Annotated in this window: 21 protein-coding genes and 2 riboswitches; of the genes, 5 read left to right on the top strand and 16 right to left on the bottom strand. The window is 73.9% G+C overall.

Annotated features, from left to right (window positions below):
* Positions 1-98 precede the first annotated feature (98 nt).
* Positions 99-181: riboswitch (cobalamin riboswitch) on the bottom strand.
* Between the two features lie 79 nt (positions 182-260).
* Positions 261-1,223, bottom strand: a complete 963-nt coding sequence (gene pip, locus ACIDOF_RS20450) for a prolyl aminopeptidase (protein ID WP_409007394.1) — start codon at positions 1,221-1,223, stop codon at positions 261-263.
* A gap of 122 nt (positions 1,224-1,345) precedes the next feature.
* Complete coding sequence (gene cobN / locus ACIDOF_RS20445) at positions 1,346-4,954, bottom strand: cobaltochelatase subunit CobN (RefSeq protein ID WP_409007393.1); 3,609 nt, start codon at positions 4,952-4,954, stop codon at positions 1,346-1,348.
* Positions 4,955-5,067: 113 nt separating this feature from the next.
* Positions 5,068-5,158, bottom strand: a riboswitch (cobalamin riboswitch).
* Between the two features lie 158 nt (positions 5,159-5,316).
* Between cobN and cobG the strand changes: the two genes are divergently transcribed.
* Genes cobG through ACIDOF_RS20430 form a run of 3 tightly spaced genes read left to right on the top strand, consistent with a single transcriptional unit; the run spans position 5,317 to position 8,794 of the window.
* Positions 5,317-6,678 carry a precorrin-3B synthase gene (cobG, locus tag ACIDOF_RS20440; RefSeq protein ID WP_409007392.1) on the top strand — a complete coding sequence of 454 codons (1,362 nt, stop codon included), beginning with the start codon at positions 5,317-5,319 and terminating at the stop codon, positions 6,676-6,678.
* Complete coding sequence (locus tag ACIDOF_RS20435) at positions 6,675-7,307, top strand: precorrin-8X methylmutase (RefSeq protein ID WP_409007391.1); 633 nt, start codon at positions 6,675-6,677, stop codon at positions 7,305-7,307. Before cobG ends, ACIDOF_RS20435 begins: the two co-directional genes overlap by 4 nt.
* Positions 7,304-8,794: a precorrin-2 C(20)-methyltransferase gene (locus tag ACIDOF_RS20430; protein WP_409007390.1), complete on the top strand. Its 1,491-nt coding sequence runs from the start codon at positions 7,304-7,306 to the stop codon at positions 8,792-8,794. The genes ACIDOF_RS20435 and ACIDOF_RS20430 overlap by 4 nt, the downstream gene beginning before the upstream one ends.
* 193 nt (positions 8,795-8,987) lie before the next feature.
* Here ACIDOF_RS20430 and ACIDOF_RS20425 read toward each other — a convergent pair whose 3' ends face one another.
* Positions 8,988-9,725 (bottom strand): cobalt-precorrin-6A reductase, encoded by a 738-nt coding sequence (locus ACIDOF_RS20425; protein ID WP_409007389.1) that lies wholly within the window; start codon positions 9,723-9,725, stop codon positions 8,988-8,990.
* 17 nt (positions 9,726-9,742) lie between these two features.
* Between ACIDOF_RS20425 and ACIDOF_RS20420 the strand changes: the two genes are divergently transcribed.
* Positions 9,743-10,945, top strand: a complete 1,203-nt coding sequence (locus tag ACIDOF_RS20420) for a cobalt-precorrin-5B (C(1))-methyltransferase (protein WP_409007388.1) — start codon at positions 9,743-9,745, stop codon at positions 10,943-10,945.
* Between the two features lie 33 nt (positions 10,946-10,978).
* Here ACIDOF_RS20420 and ACIDOF_RS20415 read toward each other — a convergent pair whose 3' ends face one another.
* The 9 genes from ACIDOF_RS20415 to ACIDOF_RS20375 form a co-directional block, all read right to left on the bottom strand.
* Positions 10,979-11,335: a glyoxalase superfamily protein gene (locus tag ACIDOF_RS20415; protein WP_409007387.1), complete on the bottom strand. Its 357-nt coding sequence runs from the start codon at positions 11,333-11,335 to the stop codon at positions 10,979-10,981.
* Between the two features lie 14 nt (positions 11,336-11,349).
* Positions 11,350-12,099, bottom strand: a complete 750-nt coding sequence (gene cobM / locus ACIDOF_RS20410; RefSeq protein WP_409007386.1) for a precorrin-4 C(11)-methyltransferase — start codon at positions 12,097-12,099, stop codon at positions 11,350-11,352.
* A complete protein-coding gene (cbiE, locus tag ACIDOF_RS20405; protein ID WP_409007385.1) occupies positions 12,096-13,370 on the bottom strand; it encodes a precorrin-6y C5,15-methyltransferase (decarboxylating) subunit CbiE in 1,275 nt (424 codons plus the stop codon). The genes cobM and cbiE overlap by 4 nt, the downstream gene beginning before the upstream one ends.
* 238 nt (positions 13,371-13,608) lie before the next feature.
* Entirely contained in the window at positions 13,609-14,292 is a 684-nt protein-coding gene (locus ACIDOF_RS20400) for an HAD family hydrolase (RefSeq protein ID WP_409007384.1), read from the bottom strand.
* Positions 14,293-14,294: 2 nt separating this feature from the next.
* Positions 14,295-15,050: an SDR family oxidoreductase gene (locus tag ACIDOF_RS20395; RefSeq protein ID WP_409007383.1), complete on the bottom strand. Its 756-nt coding sequence runs from the start codon at positions 15,048-15,050 to the stop codon at positions 14,295-14,297.
* A 133-nt stretch (positions 15,051-15,183) separates the two neighbouring features.
* The gene (locus ACIDOF_RS20390; RefSeq protein WP_409007382.1) at positions 15,184-16,401 is read right to left on the bottom strand and encodes an acetyl-CoA C-acetyltransferase; all 1,218 of its coding nucleotides are present in this window, start codon (positions 16,399-16,401) and stop codon (positions 15,184-15,186) included.
* Between the two features lie 133 nt (positions 16,402-16,534).
* Positions 16,535-18,250 (bottom strand): AMP-binding protein, encoded by a 1,716-nt coding sequence (locus ACIDOF_RS20385; protein WP_409007381.1) that lies wholly within the window; start codon positions 18,248-18,250, stop codon positions 16,535-16,537.
* Between the two features lie 46 nt (positions 18,251-18,296).
* Positions 18,297-21,506, bottom strand: a complete 3,210-nt coding sequence (locus ACIDOF_RS20380) for a carboxyl transferase domain-containing protein (RefSeq protein ID WP_409007380.1) — start codon at positions 21,504-21,506, stop codon at positions 18,297-18,299.
* A gap of 175 nt (positions 21,507-21,681) precedes the next feature.
* Positions 21,682-22,230 carry a CGNR zinc finger domain-containing protein gene (locus ACIDOF_RS20375; protein WP_409007379.1) on the bottom strand — a complete coding sequence of 183 codons (549 nt, stop codon included), beginning with the start codon at positions 22,228-22,230 and terminating at the stop codon, positions 21,682-21,684.
* A gap of 123 nt (positions 22,231-22,353) precedes the next feature.
* Between ACIDOF_RS20375 and ACIDOF_RS20370 the strand changes: the two genes are divergently transcribed.
* A complete protein-coding gene (locus tag ACIDOF_RS20370) occupies positions 22,354-23,040 on the top strand; it encodes a haloacid dehalogenase type II (RefSeq protein ID WP_409007514.1) in 687 nt (228 codons plus the stop codon).
* Positions 23,041-23,160: 120 nt separating this feature from the next.
* On the opposite strand, the gene ACIDOF_RS20365 is transcribed toward ACIDOF_RS20370, so the two are convergent.
* The 4 genes from ACIDOF_RS20365 to ligD all read right to left on the bottom strand — a co-directional run bounded on the left by ACIDOF_RS20365 (position 23,161) and on the right by ligD (position 26,081).
* Positions 23,161-23,667 (bottom strand): DedA family protein, encoded by a 507-nt coding sequence (locus tag ACIDOF_RS20365; protein WP_409007378.1) that lies wholly within the window; start codon positions 23,665-23,667, stop codon positions 23,161-23,163.
* Positions 23,668-23,934: 267 nt separating this feature from the next.
* Positions 23,935-24,432 (bottom strand): peptidylprolyl isomerase, encoded by a 498-nt coding sequence (locus ACIDOF_RS20360; protein WP_409007377.1) that lies wholly within the window; start codon positions 24,430-24,432, stop codon positions 23,935-23,937.
* Between the two features lie 89 nt (positions 24,433-24,521).
* The gene (locus ACIDOF_RS20355) at positions 24,522-25,010 is read right to left on the bottom strand and encodes an HPP family protein (protein ID WP_409007376.1); all 489 of its coding nucleotides are present in this window, start codon (positions 25,008-25,010) and stop codon (positions 24,522-24,524) included.
* 156 nt (positions 25,011-25,166) lie between these two features.
* Positions 25,167-26,081, bottom strand: coding sequence for a non-homologous end-joining DNA ligase (ligD, locus tag ACIDOF_RS20350; protein ID WP_409007375.1), 915 nt, complete (start codon positions 26,079-26,081; stop codon positions 25,167-25,169).
* Between the last annotated feature and the right edge of the window lie 22 nt (positions 26,082-26,103).

Here is a 26,103-nt window from a genome sequence, read left to right as displayed (position 1 = left end):
GATGGACGTCGGTCGGGAGACGCCCGTACGACCGGCTCGGCCGCGCGGTGCCCCTCTCGCAGTCCACGGCGAGCAGTCATCGGGTCGCGGCCTTCCCCGGGCGATCGGGCTCGCGCGGGAACGGGTCGGTTCCCCGCGCACACCGTTGCGGGTCAGCGCCGGACTCTCACCGGACTTCCCCCACGGAAGGCGGTCTGGAGCGTAACAAGTGCGGGTTCGAGGGGTTGGGGCGGGGTTGGGTCGGGGCTGGTCCCGGTGGCTCAGCGGGAGGCGTACGCGTCGGTGGCGGCGACCAGCGCGTCCAGCATGCCCGCGGCCGACGCGTTGTGCCCGGCGCCGCCCACCACGGTCAACCGGCTTCCGGGCCAGGCGTGATGGAGCCGCCACACGGTGCCGAGGAGGTTGCCGAAGTCGAGGCTGCCCTGGACGAGGGTGCCGGGGATGCCGGCCAGGAGGTGGGCGTCCCGCAGGACGACGCCCTCGTCGTTGCCGTCGCCGAGGAAGTGGTCGTTGCCCCAGTAATGGGTGACGGTCCGGGCGAAGCCCAGGCGGAAGGCGGGGTCTTCGTAGCGGGCGATGCTGCGCGGCGGCGCCGGGACGGTGGCGGTCTCCCAGTCCGTCCAGGCGCGGGCCGCGCTCGCCCGTACGGCGGGGTCGGGTGATTCGAGGAGCCGGTTGTAGGCGCGGGCGAGGTTGCCGTCGCGCTCGTCCGCGGAGAGCGGGGCGAGGAAGCGTTCGAAGGCCTCGGGGAAGAAGGTCCCCAACCCCCGGGTGAGCAGGGCCACTTCGGGGTTCGAGCCGGTCGCGACCCCGGACAGGACCAGCTCGGAGACGACGCCCGGATGCGTCTGCGCGTACCGCAGTCCGAGCACCGACCCCCAGGAGACTCCCCAGACCAGCCAGCGCTCGATGCCCAGGTGGGCGCGGACCCGTTCGAGGTCGGACAGGAGGTGGGCGGTGGTGTTGACGCTCATGTCCGTGTCATGGGCGCTCGCGTGCGGGGTCGACCGGCCGCAGCCGCGCTGGTCGAGGAGCACGACGCGGTAGGCCGCCGGGTCGAAGTACCGCAGGAAACCGGCGTCGCAGCCGGAGCCGGGACCGCCGTGCAGCACCACCGCGGGTTTGCCGCGCGGGTTGCCGCAGGTCTGCCAGTGGATCCGGTTGCCGTCGCCGACGTCGAGCATGCCGTGGTCGTGCGGTGCTGTCTCCGGGTAGCCGCCCATCGGGGCACTGTAGCGGCGGCCGGGTTTTCAGGGGCGCGGCGAACTGCGCGACCGGTCACGGCGACAGCGGGAGCCGAACGACGGCCCCGGGGCAGAGCGCCCCGGAGCCGTCTCGCGGCAGCTCAGTCCTCCCCGCCCTCCAGGTCCCCCTCCGTCTCCAGGTACGCCTGGCGCAGGGCCTCCAGGACCGCCGGGTCGGGCTTGGCCCACATGCCGCGGGACTCGGCCTCCAACAACCGCTCGGCGATGCCGTGCAGGGCCCAGGGGTTGGCCTCCTGGAGGAACTCGCGGTTGACCGGGTCGAGGACGTACGTCTCGGTGAGCTTGTCGTACATCCAGTCGGCGATCACGCCGGTCGTGGCGTCGTACCCGAAGAGGTAGTCGACCGTCGCCGCCAGCTCGAACGCGCCCTTGTAGCCGTGGCGGCGCATCGCCTCGATCCACTTGGGGTTGACGACGCGGGCCCGGAAGACGCGGGAGGTCTCCTCGACGAGGGTGCGGGTGCGGACGGTCTCGGGGCGGGTGGAGTCGCCGATGTACGCCTCGGGGGCCGTGCCGCGCAGGGCGCGGACGGTGGCGACCATGCCGCCGTGGTACTGGAAGTAGTCGTCGGAGTCGGCGATGTCGTGCTCGCGGGTGTCGGTGTTCTTCGCCGCGACCGCGATCCGCTTGTACGCCGTCTCCATCTGCTCGCGCGCCGGGCAGCCGTCGAGCTCGCGGCCGTACGCGTAGCCGCCCCACACCGTGTAGACCTCGGCGAGGTCGGCGTCGGTGCGCCAGTCGCGGGAGTCGATCAGCTGGAGCAGGCCGGCGCCGTACGTGCCGGGGCGGGAGCCGAAGATGCGGGTGGTGGCGCGGCGTTCGTCGCCGTGCTCGGCGAGGTCGGCCTGCACGTGGGCGCGTACGTGGTTGACCTCGGCGGGCTCGTCGAGGGACGCGGCGAGGCGTACCGCGTCGTCGAGCAGGCCGATGGTGTGCGGGAACGCGTCGCGGAAGAAGCCGGAGATGCGCAGCGTCACGTCGATACGGGGGCGGCCCAACTCCTCGGCGGGGACGGCCTCCAGGCCGGTGACGCGGCGGGACGCGTCGTCCCAGACGGGGCGGATGCCGAGGAGGGCGAGGGCCTCGGCGACGTCGTCGCCCGCGGTGCGCATCGCGCTGGTGCCCCAGAGGGAGAGGCCGACGGAGACGGGGTACTCGCCGTTGTCGTCCTTGTACCGCTGCAGGAGGGAGTCCGCGAGGGCCTGGCCCGTCTCCCAGGCGAGGCGGGACGGGACGGCCTTCGGGTCGACGGAGTAGAAGTTCCGGCCGGTCGGCAGGACGTTGACGAGGCCCCGCAGCGGGGAGCCGGACGGGCCGGCCGGGACGAAGCCGCCGTTCAGGGCGTGCAGGGCGTGGTCGAGCTCGGCGGTGGTCGCGGCGAGGCGCGGGACGACCTCGCGGGCGGCGAACTCCAGGATGGCGGCGACCTGTTCACCGTGACCGGCGGCCACTGCCTGCACGGCGGCCGGGCCCCAGTCGGCGTCGTCCATCGCCTGGACCAGCGCGCGGGCCTTGTCCTCGGCCTCGTCGGCGGTGGTGCGGGTGGCGGCGGACTCGTCCAGGCCGAGGGCCTCGCGCAGGCCCGGGAGTGCCGTCGTACCGCCCCAGATCTGGCGGGCGCGGAGGATGGCGAGGACGAGGTTGACGCGGTCGGCGTCGGCGGGCGGGTTGCCGAGGACGTGCAGGCCGTCGCGGATCTGGGCGTCCTTGACCTCGCAGAGCCAGCCGTCGACGTGCAGCAGGAAGTCGTCGAAGCCGTCGTCGTCGGGCCGGTCCTCCATCCCCAGGTCGTGGTCGAGCTTGGCGGCCTGGATGAGGGTCCAGATCTGGGCGCGGATGGCGGGCAGCTTGGCCGGGTCCATCGAGCTGATCTGGGCGTACTCGTCGAGGAGTTGCTCCAGGCGCGCGATGTCGCCGTAGGAGTCGGCGCGGGCCATCGGCGGTACGAGGTGGTCGATCAGGGTGGCGTGCACGCGGCGCTTGGCCTGGGTGCCCTCGCCCGGGTCGTTGACCAGGAACGGGTAGATCAGCGGCAGGTCGCCGAGGGCGGCGTCGGGGCCGCAGGCGGCGGAGAGGCCGGCGTTCTTGCCGGGCAGCCACTCCAGGTTGCCGTGCTTGCCGAGGTGGATCATCGCGTCCGCGCCGAAGCCGCCGTCCTCCGCGCGGGCCGCGATCCAGCGGTACGCGGCGAGGTAGTGGTGCGAGGGCGGCAGGTCCGGGTCGTGGTAGATGGCGATGGGGTTCTCGCCGAAGCCGCGCGGGGGCTGGATGAGGATGAGGAGATTGCCGAAGCGGAGGGCGGCGAGCACGATGTCGCCGTCCGGGTTGCTGCTGCGGTCGACGAACATCTCGCCGGGCGCCGGGCCCCAGTGCTCCTCGACCGCGGTGCGCAGCTCCTCGGGGAGCGTGGCGTACCAGCGGCGGTAGTCGGCGGCGGGGATGCGGACGGGGTTGCGGGCCAGCTGCTCCTCGGTGAGCCAGTCCTGGTCGTGGCCGCCGGCCTCGATGAGCGCGCGGATCAGCTCGTCGCCGTCGCCGGAGACGAGGCCGGGGATGTCGGCGTCGCCGAAGTCGTAGCCCTCCTCGCGCAGGCGGCGCAGGAGCGCGACGGCGCTGGCGGGGGTGTCGAGGCCGACGGCGTTGCCGATGCGGGAGTGCTTCGTCGGGTACGCGGAGAGGACGAGGGCGAGGCGCTTCTCGGCGGCCGGGATGTGCCGAAGTCGCGCGTGGCGTACGGCGATTCCGGCGACGCGGGCGGCGCGCTCGGGGTCGGGGACGTACGCGGGCAGGCCGTCGGCGTCGATCTCCTTGAAGGAGAACGGGACGGTGATGAGGCGGCCGTCGAACTCGGGCACGGCGATCTGGCTGGCGGCGTCGAGCGGCGAGACGCCCTCGTCGTTCTCCTCCCAGGCGGCGCGCGAACCGGTCAGGCAGAGGGCCTGCAGGATCGGCACGTCGAGCTGGGTGAGGGCGCCCGCGTCCCAGGACTCGTCGTCCCCGCCGGCGGAGGCCTCGGCGGGCTTGGTGCCGCCCGCGGCGAGGACGGTGGTGACGATGGCGTCGGCGGCGCCGAGCGCTTCGATCAGCTCGGGCTCGGGGGCGCGCAAGGAGGCGACGTAGAGCGGCAGGACGCGGGCCCCGGCGCGGTTGATCTCGTCGCACAGCGCCCGTACGAAGGCGGTGTTCCCGCTCATGTGGTGGGCGCGGTAGTAGAGCACGGCGACCAGCGGCGTGTCCGGCTGCGTGCCCGGCAGCGGCAGATGGTCGAGGCGGCCCCAGGTGGGCGCGGCCGCGGGGGCTTCGAAGCCGTGGCCGGTGAGCAGGACCGTGTCGGAGAGGAAGCGGGCGAGCTGCTCCAGGTTGGCCGGGCCGCCGTGCGCCAGGTACTTGTGCGCCTCGGCGGCGATGCCGACCGGGACGGTGGAGGCGGCCATCAGCTGGGCGTCCGGGGCCTGTTCACCGGTGAGGACGACGACGGGACGGCCGTCGGCGAGGAGCAGGTCGAGCCCGTCCTGCCAGGCGCGGATGCCGCCGAGGAGGCGGACGACGACCAGGCCGACGCCGTCGAGGAGCGCGGGCAGCTCGTCGAGGGCGAGCCGCGAGGGGTTGGCGAAGCGGTACGGGACCGGTCCGTCGGCCGCACGGGCGCTCAGCAGGTCGGTGTCGGAGGTCGACAGGAGCAGGATCATGCGCGTGAGGCCTTCCTCGGGGTCCGCGCCCCGGGTGGTGTGAGGAGTGGGGTCTCCCTGCTCCGCGGACCTCCCCCAGGGCGGGCCGTGGGGAAACCTGAAGCGGGGAAAGGGAGTTCCTGGCTCACCCGCGCCGTCGGGGACGTCCCCCTCGGGCCGGGCTCACAGTGGCGGGACCGCGCCGGATTCGCACCGGGCTTCCTCCCCTGTCGCCTCGCCGGCGACGACGGACCGGATGATCCGCCGAGAGCATAGTAAGGGTCCGGTCCCCGATCTCCCGCGGTCCCCCGAAGTGCGAGGACAGGCCACGGGAGGAACGGGCGGGGCGGACGGCCCGTGCGGCGGTAGGTATGCTCGCCGCCATGTCCTCGCCAGCCCCCCGCTCATCGTCCCAGGCCACAGCGGTCGCACGGGACCGCGGTGACGCCTGCCCGGGGTCGCTCAGGCTGCACGCCGCGGACGACGGGGCGCTGGCCCGGATCCGGATTCCCGGCGGTGTGCTCGACGTACGGCAGGCCGACGCGCTCGCCGCCGCCGCGCGTGAGCTCGGGGACGGAGAGCTGCATCTGACCTCGCGCGGCAACGTCCAGCTGCGTGGTCTCGGGGACGGCTGCGGGGCCCAACTGGCCGCCGTTCTGGACTCGGTGGGGCTGCTGCCCTCCCGCACGCACGAGCGGGTGCGGAACGTCGTGGCCTCGCCGCTGTCGGGCCTGGACGGCGCCGGTCTCGCCGACGTACGGCCGTGGTTGACGGGGCTGGACGCGGAGCTGTGCGCGAGCGAAACGGCCCGCGATCTGTCCGGCCGTTTCCTGTTCGCGCTCGACGACGGCCGCGGCGACGTGGCGGGCCTGGACGCGGACGTGACGGTACGGGCTGCCGCCGACGGCGCCGCGCTGCTCTCGCTCGGCTCGTCCGGCGAGGCGATCGCGGTGGCCGGGTCCGATGTGCCCCGGTCCGCGCTGATCGCCGCCGAGACGTTTCTCACGTCGGCGGCCGAGCGCACGCAGCACGGCAGGCAGGTCTGGCGGGTGGCCGAACTGGGCGTCCCCGCCGAGGAGTTGACCCGTACCGTCGTCGAGCGGCTGACGGCTGCGGGCGTCGACGGTGCGATACGGGCGCGTGAAGTCGCCCTCGCCGACGGGCCGGTGCCCGGATTTTCCGGTGCGGCCCTGTCGGTGCACATTCCTCTCGGCCGTCTCTCGGCCCACCAGTGGGACGCGTTGACGCGGACCGCCGAACGGCACGGCGGGGAGCTGCGGCTGACGCCCTGGAGCGGAGCGGTCGTCCCCGCCCCCGGACTCGTCCCCTCCGACGCCTCGTACGCGCTCGCGCGGCTCGCCGCCGCCGGGCTCGTCACCTCCCCCGACTCCCCCTGGCTGCGCGTCGGCGCCTGCATCGGGCGGCCCGGCTGCGCCAAGTCCCACGCGGACGTGCAGGCGGACGCGGCCCGCGCGCTCGACGCGGCCGCCGGGGCGCACCTCCCCCTCTACTGGTCCGGCTGCGAGCGCCGCTGCGGGCGTCCGCGCACCGGGCGGATCGACGTCGTCGCCGCCCCCGAAGGCGGCTACCGCCTCACCGCCACGGAACCAGCCGAAGCGACCGCCGTGACAGACGCAGCACCCGCACCCGTCCTCCTGGACGACCCCTCCCGGCTCGCCACCGCCCTGGTGGCGCTCACCGATCGAACCGCACGACGACCGAGAGCAGCGAGAAGAACACCGTGACCACCACCTACGACTACGAGAAGGACGGGGCGTCCATCTACCGCCAGTCCTTCGCCACGATCCGATCGGAGGCCGACCTCGCGGGCCTGCCCGCCGACGTCAGCCAGGTCGCGGTCCGGATGATCCACGCCTGCGGGATGGTCGACCTCGTGAAGGACCTCTCGTACACGCCCGACGCCGTCGCGAACGCGCGTGCCGCGCTGCGGGCCGGGGCGCCGATCTTCACCGACGTGCAGATGGTCGCGAGCGGAGTGACCCGCAAGCGGCTGCCCGCCGACAACGACGTGCTGTGCACGCTCTCCGACCCGGCCGTGCCGGAGCTCGCCGCGAAGCTCGGCACGACGCGCAGCGCCGCCGCGCTCGAACTGTGGCGGGACCGCCTCGAAGGCTCCGTCGTCGCCGTCGGCAACGCGCCGACCGCGCTGTTCCGGCTCCTGGAGATGCTCGACGAGGGCGCCCCGAAGCCCGCCGCGATCATCGGCGTGCCGGTCGGCTTCATCGGCGCCGCCGAGTCCAAGGACGCCCTGGCCGAGTACCCGGGCGTCGAGCACCTGGTGGTGCGCGGCCGTCGTGGCGGCAGCGCCATCGCCGCCGCCGCCCTCAACGCGATCGCGAGCGAGGAAGAATGAGCGGCAAGCTGTACGGCGTGGGGCTCGGCCCCGGCGACCCGTCCCTGATGACCGTCCGCGCCGTCGAGATCATCGGCGAGGCCGACGTGATCGCGTACCACAGCGCACGGCACGGCCGGTCCATCGCACGGTCCATCGCGGAGAAGCACCTGCGCGCCGACCACATCGAGGAGCGCCTGGTCTACCCCGTCACGACGGAGACCACGGACCACCCGGGCGGCTACAAGGGCGCCATGGAGGAGTTCTACGCCGAGGCCGCCGAACGCCTCGCCGCGCACCTCGAAGCGGGCCGCACGGTCGCCGTCCTCGCCGAGGGCGACCCGATGTTCTACGGCTCGTACATGCACATGCACAAGCGCCTCGCGGACCGGTACGAGACCGAGGTGATCCCCGGGGTCACATCCGTCTCGGCCGCCGCGGCGCGGCTCGGCACTCCGCTCGCCGAGGGCGAGGAGGTCCTGACGATCCTGCCGGGCACCCTGCCCGAGGAGGAGCTGACGGCGCGGCTCGCCGCGACGGACGCCGCGGTCGTGATGAAGCTGGGCCGCACCTTCCCCAAGGTCCGCCGGGCGATGGAGAGTTCGGGCCGCCTCGAGGCCGCGCGGTACGTGGAGCGGGCCACGATGCCCGGCCAGCGGCTCGCGCGGCTCGCGGAGGTCGACGAGGAGTCGGTGCCGTACTTCTCGGTGGCGGTGCTGCCGAGCGAGGTCGACGTGCAGCGGCCGGTGCGGGACGTCGGCGAGGTCGTGGTCGTCGGTACCGGTCCGGCCGGGCCGCTGTGGCTGACGCCGGAGACGCGGGGCGCGCTCGCCGCCGCGGACGACCTGGTCGGCTACACCACCTACCTGGACCGGGTGCCGCACCGTCCCGGGCAGTCGCGGCACGGCTCGGACAACAAGGTCGAGTCGGAACGCGCCGAGTTCGCGCTCGACCTGGCGCGCCGCGGACGCCGGGTCGCGGTCGTCTCGGGCGGCGACCCCGGGGTGTTCGCGATGGCCACGGCCGTCCTGGAGGTCGCCTCGCAGGAGGAGTACGCGGACGTGCCGGTGCGGGTCCTCCCGGGGGTGACCGCGGCCAACGCGGCGGCGGCCCGCGCGGGTGCGCCGCTCGGCCACGACTACGCGACGATCTCGCTCTCCGACCGGCTCAAGCCGTGGGAGGTCATCGCCGAGCGGCTGCGGGCTGCTGCGGCGGCGGATCTGGTGCTCGCCCTGTACAACCCCGGTTCACGGAGCCGGACTTGGCAGGTCGGCAAGGCGCGCGAGCTGCTCCTGGAGCACCGGGCTCCGGACACTCCGGTGGTCGTCGCGCGGGACGTCGGCGGTTCGGGTGAACGGGTACGCGTCGTGCGGCTCGCCGAGCTCGACCCGGCGGAGGTCGACATGCGGACACTGCTGCTCGTCGGGTCCTCCCAGACCCAGGTGGTACGCCGGGGCGACGGGGAGCAGGTCGTGTGGACGCCGCGGAGGTACCCCGAGGGGTCGTGACCTTCCCCTCCCCGCCCCTTCCCGAAAGCCTCCGGCGGTTCGTCGTTCCTCCGCGGCTCTCGTCGTGGCTGGTCGCGCAGTTCCCCCCGCCCCTGTCGGGGCACGAATCAGCCCCTCCGGCGTTTGAGGAGCGGGGGTCCGGGGGCCGGCCCCCGTGCCGACGGCAGTCTTTCGGGAAGGGGCGGGGTGGGGATCAGATCGTCTGGTCGAGCCATCGCGCCGCCTCCTCCGGTGACCCCACCTCCCGGACGCCCTCCGGGACCGCCGGGCGGCGGACGACCACGACCGGGATCTGCGCCTCACGGGCCGCCGTGAGTTTGGGGGCCGTCGCCGCGCCGCCGCTGTCCTTCGTGACGACGACGTCGATCCCGTACCGCCGCAGCACCTCCCGCTCCCCGTCCAGCGTGAACGGCCCCCGGTCGAGCAGCACCTCGGTGCGGGCGGGGCGCGGGCCGTCCGGCGCGTCGACGGACCGTACGAGGAACCACGGCTCGGAGAGGTGCGCGAAGGCGGCGAGGCCCATGCGGCCCGTGGTCAGGAAGATCCGCTCGCCGAGGCCGGGCAGCAGCTCCGCGGCGTGCTCGAGGGACGCCGCCTCGTGCCAGTCGTCGCCGGCGACGGGGACCCAGCCGGGGCGGCGCAGGGCGAGCAGGGGAACATGGGCGGTGGCGGCGGCCCGTGCCGCGTTGAAACTGATGGTCCCGGCGAAGGGGTGGGTGGCGTCGATGAGCGCGTCGACCTGGTGCTCGCGCAGCCACGCGGCCAGCCCCTCCGCCCCGCCGAAGCCGCCGACGCGGACCTCGCCGGGCGGCAGCCTGGGGCTCGCGACGCGTCCGGCGAGGGAGTTGGTCACCGTCAGGCCGGGGGTGCCGTGGAGCAGCTCGGCGAGCCGGCGGGCTTCCGTGGTCCCGCCGAGTATCAGTACGTGCATGGGAGTCGGGTCCGATCATGAGCGGTGACGTGCAGGGCGTCGACGATACGTCCAGCGGTGCGCAGGGCGCCGCGCGGGGCGGCGGCCAGGGTTCCGGCGGGGCGAAGGGCGGGCGCGGCGCGCAGTTGCAGCACACCGGCCTGCGGCCCGGCTGGACGACCGGGGCGTGCGCGACGGCGGCGACGACCGCCGCGTACACGGCGCTGCTGGCCGGGGACTTCCCGGACCCGGTGACGATCACGCTACCGAAGGGCCAGACCCCGTCGTTCGCGCTCGCCGCCGAGGAGTTGACCGACGCGTACGCGATGGCGGGGATCGTGAAGGACGCGGGGGACGACCCGGACGTCACGCACGGGGCGCTGGTACGGGCCACGGTGCGGCTGCTGCCCGCCGGGGCCGGGGTGGTGTTCAGGGCGGGGCCGGGCGTGGGGACGGTCACGCGGCCGGGGCTGCCGCTCGACGTCGGTGAGCCGGCGATCAACCCGGTGCCGCGGCAGTTGATGCGCGAGCACGTCGCGGAGGTCGCCGCACGGTACGGCGGCAGCGGCGACGTGGAGATCACGGTCTCCGTCGACCACGGCGAGGAGATCGCCCGCTCGACGTGGAATCCGCGGCTGGGCATCCTCGGCGGCCTGTCGATCCTGGGCACGACGGGGGTCGTGGTGCCGTACTCGTGCTCGGCGTGGATCGACTCGATCCGGCGCGGGGTGGACGTGGCGCGGGCGGCGGGGCGTACGCATGTGGCGGGGTGCACGGGGTCGACGTCGGAGAAGACGGTCGTCGCCGAGTACGCGCTGCCCGAGGACGCGCTGCTCGACATGGGGGACTTCGCGGGCGCGGTGCTGAAGTACATCCGCCGCCACCCCGTAGACCGGCTGACGGTGTGCGGCGGTTTCGCGAAGCTGTCGAAGCTGGCGGCCGGGCATCTGGACCTGCACTCGGCGCGCTCGCAGGTCGACAAGGGCTTCCTCGCCGAGCTGGCCCGCACGGGCGGTGCGGACGAGGCGCTGGCCGCGCGGATCGCCGAGGCGAACACGGGCCTCGCGGCACTCCAGCTGTGCATGGCGGCCGGGGTCCCGCTCGGCGACCTGGTGGCCGCGGCGGCCCGCGACGAGGCCCTGACGGTGCTGCGGGGCGCCCCGGTCGCGGTCGACGTGATCTGCATCGACCGGGCGGGCACGGTGGTGGGCCGCAGCGCGGTACGGGGGCCGACGGGCTGAGCCGGGGGGCGGTCGGGCGTACGGCCTACGGGCCTACGGGCGAGGGTGAGCGTCGTCCCCCGAGGCCGTCGCGCCCACGCGGATTCGGTTGCCGTCCAGGTCGGTGAGCTCCAACTCCCGGCCCCAGGGGGCCTGTTCGGCGCGTACGCCGAACTCCGCGGCCACGGCGTCGACGTCCGCGACGCGCAGGTACACGAGGGTGTCCGGCCGGGCGTCGCCCTCGTGCTCGGACAGGAACAGCCGTACGCGGCCGCGCGCGACCTCCGTGAAGACCGGGAGGCCCGGCTCGAAGCGGTGCTCCCACTGCTGTGCGAAGCCGAGCCGGGCGTACCAGCGGACGGCACGTGCGGCGTCCTCGACCCGGAGGATCGGGATGACCTCTTCGTCCATGGCGGCCACCGGTCTCAGCAGGTGTGGCGGTCGCGTTCCGCCGAGTACAGGTGGCTGTCGCGGAACTGTTCCGCGCCGAGTGTGCGGCCGACGATGATCACGGCGGTGCGCTGGATGCCCGCGGCCTTGACCTGCCCTGCGATCTCGTCGAGGCGGCCGCGGAGGACGATCTCGTCGGGGCGGGAGGCGTACGCGACGACGGCGGCGGGACAGTCGGCTCCGTAGTGCGGCAGGAGTTCGTCGACGACGCGGTCCACAAGCCCGGCGGCCAGGTGCAGCACGATCAGCGCGCCGCTCCGGCCGAGCGTGGCCAGGTCCTCGCCCTCCGGCATGGCGGTGGCGCGCTGGGCGACACGGGTCAGGATGACGGTCTGGCCGACGGTCGGGACGGTCAACTCCCGCTTCAAGGACGCCGCGGCGGCCGCGAAGGCGGGGACGCCGGGGACGACCTCGTACGGCACTCCGGCCGCGTCGAGGCGCCGCATCTGCTCGGCGACGGCGCTGAACACGGACGGGTCGCCGGAGTGCAGCCGCGCCACGTCGAGCCCCTGCTCGTGCGCGCGGACCAGCTCGGCGGTGATCTCGTCGAGGTTGAGCTGCGCGGTGTCGACGAGGCGGGCGTCGGGCGGGCACTCGGCGAGGAGTTCGCGCGGGACGAGGCTGCCGGCGTACAGGCAGACCTGGCAGGCGGCGAGCGTACGGGCGCCGCGCACGGTGATCAGGTCGGCGGCACCGGGCCCGGCTCCGATGAAGTACACGGTCATCGCTCTGCTCCTGCGGGGTCGTCGTATCGGCTCGGGGAGGTCTTCTGCACGGCCCACTGCGTGACGGGCATCGCCTGCCGCCAGCCGGTGAAGCCGCCGACGGGCACGGCGTGCGCGACGGCGAGTTTCACCAGCTCGCCGCCGAGGCGCCGCTGGGCGGCGGCGAGCTGCGCCTCCGACTCCAGGGTCACGGTGTTGGCGACGAGCCGGCCGCCGACCGGCAGCGCGTCCCAGCAGGCCGCGAGCAGCCCGGGGGCGGTGAGGCCGCCGCCGATGAACACGGCGTCGGGCTGCGGGAGTTCGGCGAGGGCGGCGGGCGCGGCGCCGGTGACGATGCGCAGGCCGGGCACGCCGAGCCGGTCCGCGTTGCGGGCGATGCGCTCGGCGCGCACCGGGTCGCGTTCCACGGTCACGGCCCGGCAGGAGGGGTGCGTGCGCATCCACTCCACGGCGATGGAACCGGAGCCTCCGCCGACGTCCCAGAGGAGTTCGCCGGGCGCGGGCGCGAGGGCGGCGAGCGTCGCGGCGCGTACGTGCCGCTTGGTGAGCTGGCCGTCGTGCTCGTACGCGGCGTCGGGCAGTCCCGGCACGGCGCCGATGCGGAGGGTGTCGGGGGCGCGGCGGCAGTCGACGGCGACGATGTTCAGGGGGTCGCACGGCTGGTCGGCGGGCCAGGCGTCGGCGGGCAGCGGTTCGCTGATGTCCTCGTCGGGGCCGCCGAGTTGTTCCAGTACGCGCACCGGGCTGGGGCCGAAGCCGCGGTCGCGGAGGAGGGCGGCGATCTCGCCGGGGGTGGCGGCGCCCGCGCTCAGGACGAGCAGCCGGCGCCCGTGGTGCAGCGCGGCGGCGACCCGGGCGACGGGCCGGCCGACGACGGTCACGACCTCCACGTCCTCCTGCGGCCAGCCGAGCCGGGCACAGGCGTACGCGACGGACGAGGGGTGCGGCAGCACACGCAGCGCGTCGGCGCCGAGCTCTTCGGTGAGGGCGCGGCCGATGCCGTAGAACAACGGGTCGCCGCTGGCCAGGACGGCGATGCGGCGGCCCGCGTGCGCGGCGAGCAGTCCGGGGACGGCGGGGCGCAACGGGGAGGGCCAGCTGCGGCGTTCGCCGCTGCACGTGTCGGGCAGCAGGTCGAGCTGGCGGGCGCCGCCGAGGATCACGTCGGCGGCGTGCAGGGCGTCCCGCGAGGGTTCGGGGAGTCCGCCCCACCCGTCGGCGCCGATGCCTACGACGGTGACAGCGGGGCTTGTCGGTCGGGCGCGGCTCACGGCGGGGGTACCTCGGGGTTCGGGTGGGGGTTCTGCACGGACAACAGCCCCGCACTCTACTGCGGCCCGACCTGCGGTTCTCCTGCCGGGTACGTGTTCCCCACCCCGCCCCTTCCCGAAAGTCCTGCGGACAGCCCCGGGGCTTCGCCCCGGACCCCGGTCCGTCGTTCGTCTGCGGCACCGCTGTGGCTGATCGCGCAGTTCCCCGCGCCCCTGACAAGGGGCGGGGAGGGGAAACTCAACGGGCCAAGCCCGGCACCAGCCCCCGCAGCACCTCCCGCGTACCCCCCACCCCCGTGTGCAGATGCCCCCGCATCCCCACGGCCCGGGCACCCAGCACGTTCGGCTCGGCATCGTCGATGAACAGCACCCGCGCAGGCGGGAGTTGAAGCCGGCCGAGGGTCAGCTCGAAGATCTCCGCGTGCGGCTTCCGCAGACCGACCTCCTCCGAGATGACCACGGGGTCGAACAGCGCGTCGAGCCGTGCGCGCGGGTAGATGTTCCCCCAGCTGTTGGACAGCACGGCGACCCGCACCCCGAGCTCCCGCAGCTCGCTCGCGAGGGCGAACATCTCCTCGTCCTCGCGGAGCTCCGCGAACAGCCGCTCCAGAACACCGACCGGCGAGACCGCCCCGCCGTCCACGGTCGTGAGCTCCGCCGCGAGCAGCGCGTCGAACTCGGGGACGGTCAACTCCCCGGTCTCCAGGCGGTGGATGGGCGTTCCCTCGGGCGCGTCCCGGGCCAGCCACGCCTTGAGGGTGCGGGAGAACGACGCCGGGTCGATGCCGTCGCGGTCGAGCCACGCCCCGATGGACTCCCGTACGGGCCCGGTCAGCACTCCGCCGAAGTCGAACACGACGGCGTCGATCAGCCTCCCCTCCCCCGCCGCCGCGCCTGTCCCGGCCGCGCCTGCCTCCGGCACCGTCACACACCCCCGGTGAGCGTCACGCCGCCGTCGACGACGAGGAGTTGGCCGGTCATCCACGCCGCGTCGTCGGACAGCAGGAACGCGACGACGCTGCCGATGTCGGAGGGCACGCCGAGCCGCTTCAACGGGTACGCGGCGGCGACCTGTTCCTCCCGGCCGTCGTACAGCGCGGTGGCGAACTGGGTCTTCACCACGGCCGGGGCGACCGCGTTGACGCGGATGTCGGGGCCCAGCTCGACGGCGAGTTCCTCGGTGATGTGGGTCAGCATCGCCTTGGAGGCGCCGTAGAACCCGATGCCGGGTGCGGGGCGGATGCCCGCCACCGACGAGACGTTGACGACGGAGCCGCCGTGGTCCTTCATCCATGCCCCGTGCACCTGCTGCACCCAGGACAGCGCGGCGAGGCAGTTGACCTCGACGATCTTGCGGGCCGCCTTGAGGTCGAGCTCCACGAGCGGCCCGTAGACGGGGTTGATGCCGGTGTTGTTGACGAGGAGGTCGGCGCTGCCGAAGGTGTCGACGGCACGCTTGACGGTCTCGGCCTGGTGGTCGGTGTCGTCGGCGTGGCCCGCGACGCCGAGGGCGTGCTCGGGCCCGCCGAGGTGGGCGACCGCCTCGTCGAGCGCCTCCTGCTTGCGGGCGGTGACGACGACCTTCGCGCCCTCGGCGACGAGCCGTTCGGCGATGGCGAGGCCGATGCCCCGGCTGGCTCCGGTGACGATGGCCGTACGTCCTGCGAATCGCGTGCTCATGGGGTCCTCGGGTCGTTGCTCGTGGGGTCGGGGGTGGCGGAGTGGCGGATGCCGGTCGTCGCGTGATGGCAGGCCGGGCATCGCGCTCGCGCTCGCTGAGGGCCGGTCGTCGTACTCATATCGTCCGCGTCCCTCAGCTCAGCCGCTCGACGACCATCGCCATGCCCTGGCCGCCGCCGACGCACATGGTCTCCAGGCCGAACTGCTTGTCGTGCCACTGCAGGGAGTTGATCAGCGTGGACGTGATGCGGGCGCCGGTCATGCCGAAGGGGTGGCCGACGGCGATGGCGCCGCCGTTGACGTTCAGCTTGTCCTCGTCGATGCCCAACTCCCGTGCGGACGGGATGACCTGGGCGGCGAAGGCCTCGTTGATCTCGACCAGGTCGATGTCGCCGATGCCGAGCCCGGCGCGCCGCAGGGCCTGCCGGGACGCCTCGACCGGGCCGAGGCCCATGATCTCCGGCGAGAGCCCGGACACACCGGTGGAGACGATCCGGGCGAGCGGTGTGAGGCCGAGTGCGCGGGCCTTCACGTCCGACATGACCACCAGCGCCGCCGCACCGTCGTTCAGCGGGCAGCAGTTCCCCGCCGTCACCGTCCCGTCGGGCCGGAACACCGGCTTCAGCGCGGAGACGGCGTCCAGGGTGACTCCCTTGCGCGGGCCGTCGTCGGCGTCGACCACCGTGCCGTCGGGCAGCGTGACCGGCGTGATGTCCCGCGCCCAGAAGCCGTCGGTGATGGCCTGCTCGGCCCGGTTCTGCGAGCGCACCCCGAACGCGTCCTGGTCGGCCCGCGTCACGCCCTTCAGCTGCGCGACGTTCTCGGCGGTCTGCCCCATCGCGATGTACGCGTCCGGCACGAGGCCGTCCGCACGCGGGTCGCGCCAGACCTGACCGCCCGCGGCGAACTTCTCGGTACGTGCCTGCGCCTCGTCGAACAGCGGGTTCCGCGTGTCCGGCAGCCCGTCCGCGTTGCCCTTGCCGTACCGGCTGACGGTCTCCACTCCGACGGAGAGGAAGACGTCCCCCTCGCCCGCCTTGATCGCGTGCAGCGCCATGCGGGTGCTCTGCAGGCTGGACGAGCAGTACCGGTTGACCGTCGTCCCCGGCACCCCGTCCAACCCCGCAAGCACGGCGACGATGCGGCCCATGTTGAACCCGGACTCACCCGCCGGCTGACCGCAGCCGAGCACCAGGTCGTCGATGTCGGCCGGGTCGAGCGCGGGCACCTTGGCGAGGGCGGCGCGGACCATCTGCAGGGCGAGGTCGTCGGGGCGCATGTCCTTGAGCGAGCCTTTGAACGCCCGGCCGATGGGCGAGCGGGCGGTGGCGACGATCACTGCTTCCGGCATCATGACCCCTTCGAGACCTTCCCATACTAAGCAGTTGCTTAGAGCTGGCTGCGCTCTCACCTTCGCGCAGCGGGCGGGCCGCGTCAACGCCCCGACCCGCCCTGTAAGCCGCGTCACACCGTGACGTGCCGGATCACACGGGGCGGAAGCCCGCGTCCACGATCTCCTGGGCCCGCTCGACGAGTTCGACCTTGCGGATCTTCCCGGTCGTCGTCATCGGGAAGTCGGCGACGATCCGCACGCGCGGCACCTTGTACGAGGCCATCGCCGAGCGCGCCCACTCCTCCAGGCCCTCCGCCGTGAGGTCCGCGCCGGGTTCGAGGCTGACGAACGCGACCGGCACCTGCCCCTTCTCCGGGTGCCGCCCCGGCACGACGGCCGCCGTGCGCACGCCCGGGTGCCGGGTGAGGAGCAGCTCGACCTCGGCCGGGAACACGCTCATCCCCTTGACCTTGATCATGTCCTTGTCGCGGCCCAGGTACCGCAGGCAGCCGTCCTCGCCGATGCGGCCGTTGTCCCCGGTGTGCAGCCAGCCGTCCCGGAGTTGGGCGGCCGTGGCCTCGGGATTGCGCCAGTAGCCGGTCATCACGGAGGGGCTGCGGACGACGATCTCGCCGACCTCGCCGAGCGGCAGCGGCTCGCCCGTCTCGAACGACACGACCGCGATGTCGGTGCCGGGCACGGGCACCCCGCAGAAGACGGGTTCGGCGAGCAGGTCCCGGTCGTCCTGCGCGAGCCCGTAGGGGGTGGCGTCGAAGGTGTGCGTCTCGGTCATCCCGTACGCGCCTTCGCGGAGCACCGAGTGGGGTCCGGCGGCGGCCTGCCAGCGGTGGCGGATCTCGGGGCTGAGTTTGCGTACGAAGGACACGGCCATCGGGTCGTCCAGGGCGGAGAGGTCCGTGGCGGGGAACTCGGGGCGTTCGAGGAGCTCCAGGTAGTTCTCGACGGTGCCGACCATCGTGCTGACGCGGTGCCGGGCCAGCAGGTCGAGGGCGGCGGCCGGGTCCCAGCGGGGCATGAGCACGGAGGTGCCGCCGAGCACGAGAGGGCTGAGGATGCCGAGGTTCTCGCCGGCGATCCAGAAGATCGGGATGTAGCAGAGCGCGATGAAGTCCCCGTTCGCACCGCGGCCCATGGCGCTCGCGCTGGAGGCGGTGGTGTAGAGCATGTGCCGCTGGGTGTGCTCGCAGCCCTTGGGCAGCCCGGTTGTGCCGCCGGTGTAGTTGAGCGCGGCGAGGGCGTCCAGGTCGGTGGGGTGCGCGGGCGAGGGCGCGTGCGCGACGGCGTCCGACCAGGGGGTGAGGGCGGAGCGGCCGGCGGGGAGTTCGGGTGGGGTCGCGGCGGCGGCCATCTCGTGGGCGCCGGTGACGAGGACGTGGCGTACGGGGACGCGGTCGAGGACGGTGTCGAGGACGGGCAGGAGACGGTCGAGGGTGAGGACGATCTCGGCACCGCTGTCGGCCAGTTCGTGGGCCAGCTCGGCGGCCTGGAACATCGGGTTGACGGGCACGTGGACCGCGCCGAGCCGCAGGACCGCCATCATCGCGACGACGAACTGCGGGGTGTTCGGCAGATGCACGGCCACCCGGTCCCCGGGCCGTACGCCGCTCGCCCGCAGCCAGCCGGAGACGGAGCCGACGAGGGCGTCGAGTTCCGCGTAGGTCGTCGTGCGGCCCTCGAAGACGATCGCCGGGCGGTCGGGGACCGTACGGGCCCAGTGGGCGACGTGTTCGGGGATGCCGGTCTCGCCGAGCGGGTAGTGCACGGTCGCCGGGAGCCCGGCCGGGCGGGTGGCGTCCTGCCGGGCGCGCAGGTCACGCAGGTACTGCTCAAGGCTGGCGCTGCTCACGGGGTCCAAGGCTCGCTCTCCTCCACGGTCACGGGCGTACGGGCGCTCACCAGGTGTCGACGAACGACCGCCGCAGCGGCGGTCGGTCCGTCTCGGGCGGCAGGGCGGCGGTGATCCAGGCCCTGGTGTCGGCCGGGTCGATGACGTCGTCCAGCTCGAAGACGGTGGCCGCGTTGATGGCCTTGCCGCGGTCGTAGTGCTCGGCGACGAGGTCGTCGAAGGCGCGCTGCCGGTCGGCCGGGTCGTCGATCGCGTCGAGCTCCCGCCGGTAGCCGAGCCGCACCGCGCCCTCCAGGCCCATCGGGCCGACCTCCCCTGTGGGCCAGGCGACGGTCGCGGCCGGGGTGCGGAAGCCACCGCCGACCATGGCCATCGCGCCGAGCCCGTACGCCTTGCGCAGCACGACCGCGACGAGTGGCACTCGCAGGTTGGCGCCGACGACGAAGAGGCGGCTGAAGTGCCGTACGGTCGCGGTCCGTTCGGCTTCGGGGCCGACCATGAAGCCCGGCGTGTCGCAGAGGGACACCACCGGCAGGCCGTGCGCGTCGCAGAGCTGCAGGAAGCGGGCGAGCTTGTCGGCGGACGGCGCGTCGACGGCGCCGCCGAGGTGCGCGGGATCGTTGGCGACCAGGCCCAGGGGGCGGCCCTCGATCCGGACGAGGGCGGTGACGACGCCCCGGCCGAACGCGGGCCGCAGTTCCAGCACGGAGCCCTCGTCGGCGATGCCGCGCACGGCTGCCCGCACGTCGTAGACCCGCACCCGGTTCTCGGGCACGACATGCCGCAGGACGCGCGGGTCGGGCTGCTCCCAACTGCCCTTTGCGCGCGGGCTGTCGGTGAAGTACGAGAGGTAGCGGCGGGCCACGTCGACGGCTTCGGCCTCGTCCTCCACCAGGACGTCGACGACGCCGTTGGGCACCTGCACGGACATCGGGCCGACCTCGTCGGGCCGGTACCGGCCGAGGCCGCCGCCCTCGATCATCGCCGGGCCGCCCATGCCGATGGTGGCGTCCTTCGTGGCGATGACGACGTCGCAGCAGCCGAGCAGCGCGGCGTTGCCCGCGAAGCAGCGGCCGGAGGCGATGCCGACGGTCGGGACGGCGCCGCTCAGCCGGCCCATCGTCGCGAACGTCGGCACGTCGAGACCGGAGGCCGTGTTGCTGTCGGTGTCGCCGGGCCGGCCGCCGCCGCCCTCCGCGAAGAGGACCACGGGAATCCGCTGCTGCTCGGCGAGTTCGAGCATCCGGTCGGTCTTGTGGTGGTTGACGTACCCCTGCGTCCCGGCGAGGACCGTGTAGTCGTACGCGAGGACGACGCAGCGGGCCGCGTCGACGCGGCCGATGCCGGTGACCATGCCGTCGGCGGGGGTGTGCGCGATCAGGTCGTCGAGGGTGCGGCGGCGGCGCTGGGCGGCGACGGCGAGGGAGCCGTACTCGACGAACGAGCCGTCGTCGCACAGGTCCTCGACGTTCTCGCGGGCGGTGCGGTGGCCGGTGGCGTGCCGTCGGTCGACCGCCTCGGGGCGGCTCGCGTCGAGCGTGCGGGCGTGCCGGTCCCGGATCTCGGCGAGGTCGGGGCGGACCGTGTCGAGGTCCAACTCCTCGACCGCGTCGGCCTGTTCGGCCCCGGTTCCGTCGGGGTCGACGCGCAGGAGCAGGCCGCCCTCGGGCACCGTGTCGCCGACGGCGGCCCGCACCTCGCGGACGGTTCCGGCCACGCCCGCGGTGACGACGTGCTCCATCTTCATGGACTCCAGCACCGCCAACGGCGCCCCGGCGGCGACCTGTTGGCCTTCTCGTACGGGTACGGAGACGACGGTGGCGACGAAGTCGGCGCGGATCTCGGTGAGTCGGTCCGTGGCCCGGGCCGGCTGGTCGTCCTCCTGCGGCAGGAGGGCGTCGAGGTGGTCGTCCACGAAGCGGGTGGTGGCCTCGCCGGTGCGGAACGCGGGGTGGCCGAGGATCGCGCGCAGGGCGTCGATGTTGGTGGCGGGGCCGTCGACGCGGAACTCGGCGAGCGTGGCGTCCGCGCGGGCCGCGGCCCGGTCGAGCCCGCCGCGGGGCACGGTGACGATCACCTTGGCGAGCAGCGAGTCGTACCGCCCGTCGGCGACGAGGCCCGCGTGCCCGTGCGTGTCGACGCGTACGCCGGGGCCGGTCGGCACCTCGAAGACGTCGATGCGGCCGGAGGCGGCGCGTGCGGTGCCGTCGCGGCGCAGGGTCTCCAGGTTGACCCGCGCCTGCACGGCGACGCCGCGCGGCTCGGGGATGCGGTCCTGGGTGAGGCCGAGCTCGTCGAGGGTGCGGCCGAGGGCGACGTCCAACTGGGCGGAGACCAGGTCGACTCCGGTGATCTCCTCGGTCACCGTGTGCTCGACCTGCACGCGCGGGTTGGCCTCCATGAAGTACCAGCGGCCGGGGTCGTGGGCGTCGACGAGGAACTCGAACGTGCCGAGCCCTCGGTAGCCGACGGCGGCGGCCATCCGGCGGGCCGCGGCGAGCAGCGGGTCGCGGGCGGCGCGGGTGAGGGTGGTGCAGGGCGCGACCTCGATCAGCTTCTGGTGGCGGCGCTGGATCGTGCACTCCCGGTCCCACAGATGACTGACCGCGCCGGTGCCGTCACCGAGCACCTGCACCTCGACGTGCCGGGCCGCGTCGAGGAGTTCCTCGACGTACAACTGCCCGTCGCCGAAGGCGCGTTCGGCCTCGGAGCGGCAGCGCTCGAACGCCTCCGCCAGTTCCTCCGGGCGGCGTACGACGCGCATGCCGCGGCCGCCGCCGCCCGAGGCGGCCTTGACCATCACGGCGGCGCGGGGGCCGAGTCCGGCGAGGAACGCGGCCGCGTCGGCGAGCGTCGTGCCCGCCGGGGTGGCGCGCAGCACCGGCACGTCGTGCGCCTCGGCGAGGGCCCGCGCCCGCGCCTTGTCGCCGAACTCGACGAGCACCTCGGGCGAGGGGCCGACGAAGGTCAGCCCGGCCTTGCCGCAGAGCCGCGCGAACTCGGCGTTCTCGCTGAGGAATCCGTATCCCGGGTGCACGAGCGCGCAGTCGGCGCGGCGAGCCACGGCGACCAGCTGCTCGGCGTCGAGATAGCCGTCGGGGCCGGTCAATTCGTGGGCCTCGTCGGCCCGTCGTACGTGCAGCGCGTCCCGGTCCCCCGGCGCGTGCACGGCGACCGGGCTCAGGCCGGCGGCGCGGGCGGCGCGGACGACTCGGACGGCGATCTCGCCTCGGTTGGCGATCAGAACACGGGTCACGATGCGGGCACTCCTGAGGCGTTCCGGTCCACGGCGAGGCGACGCGGCAATCCCGTGCCCGCCACACATACCGCCCAGTCGGTACGCATGCTGCACTCCCCCGCGGCAGGGGGTCAAGGGGTGTGCAGGGGGCGGTTTCGGGCGGGGTGCGGGGCCGGACGGGAGTGCGCGCCCGCTAGGTGTGCGCCGACGCCGCGCGCTTGCGCGCCCGGTACGCCGCCGCCTTGACGCGGTTGCCGCAGGACTCCATTCCGCACCAGGTCCGGCGGGCGCCGCGGGAGCGGTCGACATAGAGGCGGGTGCAGCCCGGCCGGCCGCACTCCTTGAGGCAGGCGTCGCGGTCGGCGAGCAGGGCGGCGGCGCGGCGGGCGAGGTGGGACAGGGCCGCGGTGATGTCACCCGTCGACCTCAGTCCCGTGTCGGCGAGTCGGACGGTGAGGGGCGGGGCCGCGGCGGCCTCGTTGAGGAGGTCCAGGGAGGCGCGGGTGAAGGGCCGGCCGTGGAGGCGGTCGAGGGCCAGCCGGTGGACGGCCTCGCGCAGGCGCAGCGCGTACGCGAACGCCGCCTCGTCGACGCGCACACGGTCCGGCAACTCCGGGCATTCCAGGATCCATCGCTCCAGGTCGGCGGGGCGGGCGAGGAGGTCGACGGGGTTGTCGTCGCGGGAGCCGACGGTGCCGACGAGGTCCAGGGCGGGGTTGCCGCTCACGTAGGCGAAAGTCACGTCACCAGCTTGACCGGTGACGCGGCGCTCGGCAAGTATCGAGAAGTGACCGCGTCACCGGTTCAGGCGGTGACGCATCGCGGTCGGCGTCGGCAGGTGCCGGGCGTGCGTCCCGAGGAGGAGATCCGAGTGTTCGACGTAGTCGTCTTCGACATCCTGGGCACGATGGTCGACGAGCCGGGCGGCTTGCGCGCCGCCGTCCGGGAGGCCGTGCCCGACTGCGAGCCGGGGCGGGCGGAGCGGCTGCTCGGGGTGTGGCAGGGGCATGTCGCGCGGGAGCAGCGGCGCATGGCGGAGGGCGGCCGGGCGTACGCGGACTCGGCGACGCTGGACGCGGAAGCGGCCCGGCGGGTGGCTCAACTGGCGGGCGTCCGCGACGAGTCGGCGATCGCCCGGCTCGCGACGGCGAGCGAGCGGCTGCACCCCTGGGACGACTCGGCGGCAGGGCTCACCGCGCTCGCCCGGCACGTCCCCGTCATGGGCTTGTCCCACGCCTCCCGGACGACGCTGCTGCGCCTGAACGCGCACGCGGGCCTGCGCTGGCACCAGCTCCTGTCCGCCGACGACGCCCGCGCGCACAAGCCCGCCCCCGAGGTCTACCGGCTCGCGCTCGACGCGGCAGGCTGCCCGCCGGAGCGCGCCCTGATGGTTGCGGCCCACGCGTGGGACCTGCGGGGCGCGCAGCGGGTGGGCATGCGCACGGCCTACGTCCACCGCCCGGTCGGCGACCCACCGCGCGCCGAGGACCGGTTCGACCACTGCTTCGAGGGGCTCGCGGGGGTGGTGCGGTTGCTGGGGCGGGACGGCTGACGGTGAACGCCGACGGTCGGGCACCGGCCTGCTGATCGGCGCGCATCGGCCTGCCGATCGGCGCATCGGCCACCCGTCGGTGCGGCGGCCCTCGCCGCGGGCGGCGGGCTCGGCGGAGTCTTAGGCGCCGTCCGCCGTCGCGTCCTTCTCTGGCGCCGTGTCCTGCTCGGCCGGGGTGGCGGCGGCGCGCCTGCGGCGGTAGGCGATGAAGCCGCACAGGGCGGCGACGAGCGCGGCCACGGCGCCCACGCCGAGGGCCGTGTGCTCGGCGAAGAGACGGCCGATCAGTTCCAGGGCGCCGATCCCGGCGGTCGCGTACAGCAGGGCCCAGCAGGCGCCGCCGACGAACAGGGCCGGGAGGTAGCGGCTGAGCGGCATGCGCATGCTGCCCGCGAGGAAGTTGGCGGCGGTCTGGAAGCCGACGGTCAGGAACGAGACGGCGACGACCGGGGCGCCCCAGCGCTGGATGGCGCGCTCGACCCGCTGGAACCTGGACTGCGAGAACTTCTCCGCGAACCTGCTGCGGCGGGCCCCGGCGGCGGCGAGGCGGCCCACGGCGAAGGTCCCGCCGGCGCGGAGCAGGACGATGACGTACAGGCCGGCGGCCGTGAGCAGGACCTTATCCACGGCGGGCCGCCTCGGAAGCCCCGGCCGGGCCCTGGCGCGGAGCCGCGCCGGCCGGGTGCGCGCTGCGGGTCACCACACGGGCCTGCTCTCCATACCTCACCTGCATCCGCCGCCTCTCTGACACTGCCAGGTTAAGCGAACGCCCTTACGCCCCGACGGCCGGTCCGGGGTTCGGGGCCGGTACGGGCGAGCACCCGGTGAACAGGTCACCGGGTGCTCGAAGTTGGGCGGTGCGCCGTGCGTCACGGGCACCTGTGCCGGGCCGGGTCAGCCCTCGACGACGCCGGACTTGGCGATGGTGATCGTCTTCGCGGGCTTGCCGCTGCGGGAGCCCAGCGCCTCGATCGCCTTGACGACGTCCATGCCCTCGACGACCTCGCCGAAGACGACGTGCTTGCCGTCCAGCCACGGGGTGACGACCGTCGTGATGAAGAACTGCGAGCCGTTGCTGTTCGGGCCGGCGTTGGCCATGGACAGCAGGCCCGCGTCGCTGTGCTTCAGCTGGAAGTTCTCGTCGGCGAACTTCTCGCCGTAGATGCTCTTGCCGCCGGTGCCGTTGTGGTTGGTGAAGTCACCGCCCTGCAGCATGAACTCGGGGATGACGCGGTGGAAGCCGGAGCCCTCGTAGCCGTAGCCGTTCTGGCCGGTGGCCAGCTCGCGGAAGTTGCGGGCGGTCTTGGGGACCACGTCGTCGTACAGCTTGAATTCGATGCGCCCGGCGGGCTTGCCGTCGATCTCGATCTCGAAGAAAACGTTGTTACTCATGCCCGTATCCTCACATCCCCACCGGCGGATGGGGAAACGCAGGGTGGCCGCCGCGTCGCCCAGGGCTCCGGTCGCCGCCGGGTCAGGGTTCACCAGCTGACCGGGTAGCGCACCGGATGCCCGGCTATGCGGCCCGGGAGCAGGCCGATCGCGACGAGCAGACAGGCGCCGAGGGCGAGCAGCGGCAGGAACGGTACGGGCGGCGGGGCCTGCAGCACGACGATCACTGCGGTGGCGGCCGCCGGGGAGTGCGACAGGTGGGTCAGCATCATCGCGCCGAGCGCGAGCCCGGCCGCGACCGCCGCCGCCCAGGCGCTGCTGCCCGCCACGGCGAGGGTGGCGAAGCCGATCACCGCCGACATCAGATGCCCGCCGACGAGGTTGCGCGGCTGCGCGAGCGGCAGCCCGGGGGCGCCGTGCACAAGGGCCGCGCTGGCCGCCAACGGCGGGATGAGCAGCGGCTGGTGGAGCACGACGCCGACCGTGACGAGCAGCAGCAGCGCACCGATCGCGAAGGCCGTGGCCCGCAGCAGATGCGGAAGGCTCGGCCGGGTGGTGGCGGACGGCGGCGTGGTCATGCGCGTGCTCCGGGGCGGTTCTGGGTGGTACGGGGCAGGACGCGCCGATCTTAAACAGATTGTTGATCTCGCCGTACGGTCCGTCCCCATGGCGAGACGGCCCCGCCTGCCGTTCCTTCCGTTCCTTGCGCTCCGGCTGCGCCCGCCGCCGCCCGGCTACGCCTTCCGGTCCAGGCTCCGCAGGCGCCGGCCCGCCGTCGTGAGGCCGTGGCGGTGGCGGGCGAGGCCCTCCCAGGGGTCCTTGTCGAGCCGGTCGTCGAGGTCGGTCACCGTCCAGCGGCGGCCGGTCAGCTCCGGGTCGTCCAGCTCGTCCCAGGCCAGCGGCGCGGCGACCGGCGCACCCGGTCTGGTCCGTACGGCGAAGGGGGCGACGGCGGTCTGGGCGTAGCCGTTGCGCTCCACGTCGAGGAACAGGCGGCCCTTGCGGGCGTGCTTGCGGAACTCCGTCGTCAGCTCGTCCGGGTAGCGGCCTGCGAGCACTTCGGCGGCGGCCCGGGCGAAGGCCAGGACGTCGTCCGCGTCGGCGCGCCGGTTCAGCGGTACGAGGACGTGCAGGCCGCGGGAGCCGGTGGTCATCAGGGCGCAGGTCAGGTCGAGCTCGGTGAGGAGGTCGTGGACGCGGTGGGCGGCGCTGCGGACGGGTTCGAAGTCGTGGCCGGGCGGGTCCAGGTCGAAGACCAGACGGTCGGGCCTGCGGGGCTTGTCGGCGCGGCTCAGCCAGCGGTGCGGGGTGATGCAGGCCTGGCCGGCGAGGTAGACGAGGGTCGCGGTGTCCTCGCAGAGCACGTGTGTGACCTCGCCGCCCTCCTTGGGGACCGTGGCGCGGGCGATCCAGTCGGGGAAGTAGTCGGAGACCTCCTTCTGGTAGAACCGGTCGCCGTCGACGCCGTCCGGCATCCGCTCCAGCATCAGCGGTCTGCCGCGGAGTTCGGGGAGCATCCGCGGGGCCACGCGGCGGTAGTGCTCGGCGAGGTCGGCCTTGCTGAGGCCGTCCTGCGGGAAGAGTTCCTTCTCGGGCCGCTTCACGTCGATCCTGCGCCGTCCGACGCGGAGTTCAAGGGTGGAGCTCACGTCGCCACTCCTCCGTCACGGT

Source organism: Streptomyces sp. Da 82-17 (assembly GCF_046098215.1).
GTDB lineage: Bacteria > Actinomycetota > Actinomycetes > Streptomycetales > Streptomycetaceae > Streptomyces.
This window is presented reverse-complemented; position numbering and strand designations above follow the sequence as displayed.

Excerpts from the sequence above, each read along its gene's own strand:
- pip (WP_409007394.1), bottom strand. The coding sequence starts at position 1,223 with ATGGGCGGCTACCCGGAGACAGCACCGCACGACCACGGCATGCTCGAC.
- cobN (WP_409007393.1), bottom strand. The coding sequence starts at position 4,954 with ATGATCCTGCTCCTGTCGACCTCCGACACCGACCTGCTGAGCGCCCGT.
- cobG (WP_409007392.1), top strand. The coding sequence starts at position 5,317 with ATGTCCTCGCCAGCCCCCCGCTCATCGTCCCAGGCCACAGCGGTCGCA.
- ACIDOF_RS20430 (WP_409007390.1), top strand. The coding sequence starts at position 7,304 with ATGAGCGGCAAGCTGTACGGCGTGGGGCTCGGCCCCGGCGACCCGTCC.
- ACIDOF_RS20425 (WP_409007389.1), bottom strand. The coding sequence starts at position 9,725 with ATGCACGTACTGATACTCGGCGGGACCACGGAAGCCCGCCGGCTCGCC.
- ACIDOF_RS20420 (WP_409007388.1), top strand. The coding sequence starts at position 9,743 with ATGAGCGGTGACGTGCAGGGCGTCGACGATACGTCCAGCGGTGCGCAG.
- ACIDOF_RS20415 (WP_409007387.1), bottom strand. The coding sequence starts at position 11,335 with ATGGACGAAGAGGTCATCCCGATCCTCCGGGTCGAGGACGCCGCACGT.
- cobM (WP_409007386.1), bottom strand. The coding sequence starts at position 12,099 with ATGACCGTGTACTTCATCGGAGCCGGGCCCGGTGCCGCCGACCTGATC.
- ACIDOF_RS20395 (WP_409007383.1), bottom strand. The coding sequence starts at position 15,050 with ATGAGCACGCGATTCGCAGGACGTACGGCCATCGTCACCGGAGCCAGC.
- ACIDOF_RS20390 (WP_409007382.1), bottom strand. The coding sequence starts at position 16,401 with ATGCCGGAAGCAGTGATCGTCGCCACCGCCCGCTCGCCCATCGGCCGG.
- ACIDOF_RS20360 (WP_409007377.1), bottom strand. The coding sequence starts at position 24,432 with ATGAGTAACAACGTTTTCTTCGAGATCGAGATCGACGGCAAGCCCGCC.
- ACIDOF_RS20355 (WP_409007376.1), bottom strand. The coding sequence starts at position 25,010 with ATGACCACGCCGCCGTCCGCCACCACCCGGCCGAGCCTTCCGCATCTG.